3 protein-coding genes are annotated in these 2,684 nt (G+C 45.9%); all 3 read left to right on the top strand.

Features of this window, described 5'->3' with window-relative positions; all coding sequences use genetic code 11:
- Positions 1–152 precede the first annotated feature (152 nt).
- The 3 genes from BLV81_RS23320 to BLV81_RS23820 all read left to right on the top strand — a co-directional run bounded on the left by BLV81_RS23320 (position 153) and on the right by BLV81_RS23820 (position 2,329).
- Positions 153–473: a hypothetical protein gene (locus tag BLV81_RS23320; RefSeq protein WP_143036451.1), complete on the top strand. Its 321-nt coding sequence runs from the start codon at positions 153–155 to the stop codon at positions 471–473.
- 188 nt (positions 474–661) lie between these two features.
- Entirely contained in the window at positions 662–1,255 is a 594-nt protein-coding gene (locus tag BLV81_RS23315; RefSeq protein WP_143036450.1) for a DUF4304 domain-containing protein, read from the top strand.
- Positions 1,256–1,924: 669 nt separating this feature from the next.
- Entirely contained in the window at positions 1,925–2,329 is a 405-nt protein-coding gene (locus BLV81_RS23820) for a hypothetical protein (RefSeq protein ID WP_143036449.1), read from the top strand.
- Positions 2,330–2,684 lie beyond the last annotated feature (355 nt).

Genomic DNA, 2,684 nt, shown 5'->3' with positions numbered 1-2,684 from the left:
TCAGAATAAACCGCTCTCGTGACTTGGATGGCGGTCGTTGAACACGTTATTGATCGTGCCAACGAATTTCTATGTTTTTACACACTCTGGGCCAGTACCGGCCGGTCGCGATTGTCATTAGGTTCTCGTTGTAGCACGAAGTTATACAGGATATGAAAAACAACCGCGTACTGCAAATTTTCGGTTCATGCGCCATGGGTGCCTTTTCAGCATGGACACTCCCGTCGGCTTGGTTCCTTCACGTATTTCTGGCTCTTATCGGCGTTACATTCTTGTTTGGAATATTTTGCACGACAGTTGCCGACGAGCCAAGCAAACTTCATCCAGTCACTAAAGCTATATCGTTCCTCTTAATCAGCACAAGTAGGCCAAACGCCATCATCAAAGAACGCTGGGAATTGCGGTTGTTTTTGCTCTCCGCTGCTTGGGTACTGGGCATGGGTGTTGGTATTATTTTGCTGGCAAGCGCTTAGGGGCCGATATATGCAACGTCAACGCTTCGAAACCTCAGAAATAACATGTTGAGCGCCTGCTATGGAACAACCCGACTGGCGCCTAAGGGCCGAATCAGCTTATCGTGGCCGGCTCGAAACGGCTAAATTCGGTCGGTCGACAGAGTCTGCCAAATTTGTGATAACTCAATAATTGCGGACAGTCGAAAGTGTCTGCCAAACTGATGGCGATTCAAATTGGAGATGATGTGCACGAAATATTTAAGAAAATCGCCCCAACGCTTCGTTCGCTTGGTTTCCGGGGAACAGGTCAAAATTTCCGAAAATCCGACAACGATTTTGCATTTGTAATTAATCTTCAAGTCAGTAGGTCCGGTGAGAATTTCTTTGTGAATCTTGGTGCTCAGCCGACGTTCATTCCGGCAGAAGGCAATGCCGAGTTGGGGAAACTCAAAGAGTATGAGTGCATATTACGTAAAAGAGTTGGAAAGGACTGGTCATTTCATATGTCTGAAGAAGCTATTGCATCGCTGATTGCAGAGATTTCTTCAGCGCAGGCATCATTTTTCGGTGACGTACAGACAATGCGGCAAGCATTAGCTGTTGAGCCACCTGAGGAGCTATTACGCCGGTTCAGTTCGGGAACGACTCAAGCACGGGCGACACTGCATTTGGCTCGTGGGGCTGTGAAGCTTGGTTATCTGAACGTAGCTAAACAACTTGTCGAGTACGGCCTACTAATTGCTGGAGACGCCGCTACTCTACTTAGAGCGGACCTGGAAGCTGTCCGCAATGCTTCGTAATCTACAACTCAGGAAGGCTCACTAACGGCTAAAAGCCGACTCTGAAGTATTTCACCAATACGATATTGCTTTATTAGTTGCCGGGTGCCAATATATGGCAAGATTTTTCCGCCAGGATTAATTTATTCAATATCGAGGCATATCTGTGCCGGTCCACTTAGTATTTTTATCTGTATCTAAACAGGTATGCGATTGCGAGAGCATGAAAGCTAAGTATCGAATTTCAGAAGAAGACTATGTGAACACGATGAAGTTGTTTGCCAAGCTATCTATGGAGCATTCACGGTAGTTGGTGGCTTGCACATTGTCCGAAATTGATTATTACTGCAATTTATATTACGGCGCGTCCTGTGCTTTCATCTGAGGCATGGGAAGCCGAGGAACAACTGGAATTTCTGTTTTTTTGGGTGCCGACTTTCATCGCCCTAATTTGGGTTGTTTTTCTGTGTTCATTCAGTCACCGGACAAATTTTCCGAACCAAGGGTGCAAGGATTAGCTGAATCCTGCTTTTACAAAAATAGATTCCAAACTCGGTAGCAGGACGAAACCGGTCAAATGCGGACATTCGTGTCCGCCATCAGCTAAGCACCTATGCCAAGAATTAATTCACCAGAGCGAGAAATGAATCAAAGATTGCGTCTATTAATGGCTGCACTTCTCGCGCCGGCGTGTTTGCCGACGATTTACTTCCTTGGGATGTTTCTTTTCTCTGGATATGTCAGGTCAGACAGTGGACACCTCTTGAAATTGTTTCAAGAAACATTGCTTGGAATTTTGCCCGTGAGTTATATCGTGAGCGGCATACTGGGGGTGCCGATATTCGCCATTTTACGAAAGCTGCAGCGTTGGGCGGTAAAGCCAATAGTTTTAACGTCGTGTTTCGCAGGTTTTTATTCAGGGTTGCTAATGACTTTTATTTTTTCTGGTGGTCCGGAAGCTCCCTCAGTATCAATGTCTCAGCGGTTCGTATGGGTGGCAATAGGAGCTATATCGGCGCTGATTGTGTCGGTGATTTTCTGTTTTATTGGCAAAGTGCCCTCAAGGACTGTTGGTTAAACAGACAGTTCAATTGAACACGTCACGGATGATTAGCAAAATAATTTTGCTAACCATCGCGAATAACGCCGTCGCCAGTGAAAAGGAAATTACAAGGAAAGAATCAGCATACCGCTGGCTCGTCGGTATCTACAATTGACAGGCCTCATGCGGCCGCGGCTGTGTAAAAACGCAAAAACATGAAATTTTCGTGGGTAGAGTGACCATTACCGATATTGAAAAAAACCCGTAGCGGTCGTTTTGAGAGGCCGATTTTTACGTGCGCCGAATTTTTCTGCGTTTTTACACATAGATGGTCGCCCCCATTTTGCCAAGCGTTCAATCAATGATGTGAAGAAGGTAGAGATTGCAGCCATAGATCCGGACTTTCGA

Origin of the sequence: Collimonas sp. OK242 (genome assembly GCF_900107095.1) — a bacterium.
Lineage (GTDB): Bacteria > Pseudomonadota > Gammaproteobacteria > Burkholderiales > Burkholderiaceae_D > Collimonas.
This window is presented reverse-complemented; position numbering and strand designations above follow the sequence as displayed.